1 protein-coding gene is annotated in these 229 nt (G+C 69.0%); it reads left to right on the top strand.

Annotated features, from left to right (window positions below; all coding sequences use genetic code 11):
• A partial coding sequence (gene tnpA / locus Q7A36_RS41470; RefSeq protein WP_305109572.1) for an IS200/IS605 family transposase occupies positions 1-176 on the top strand: 176 nt, incomplete at its 5' end.
• Positions 177-229 lie beyond the last annotated feature (53 nt).

The raw sequence follows: 229 nt of genomic DNA, 5'->3' as shown, positions 1-229 counted from the left end.
TCGTGAACAGCCTCAAAGGGGTGTCCTCGCGCCTGCTGCGGCAGCGCCACCCCGAGGTCGCCCGGCGTTACTGGAAGGGCGTCCTTTGGTCGCCCTCCTACTTCGCCGCGTCCTGCGGCGGCGCTCCACTCAGCATCGTGCGCCAATACGTCGAGCAGCAGCGAACCCCAGACTGAGGCGCCATGTCGGCGCTGACGCGCCTCTGACGGCCTTGCCCAGCCCTGAACGG

It is taken from the genome of Paracraurococcus lichenis, assembly GCF_030657435.1.
Taxonomy (GTDB): domain Bacteria; phylum Pseudomonadota; class Alphaproteobacteria; order Acetobacterales; family Acetobacteraceae; genus Paracraurococcus; species Paracraurococcus lichenis.
The sequence above is the reverse complement of the archived record's forward strand: the minus strand, read 5'-3'. Positions and strand labels throughout refer to the sequence as shown.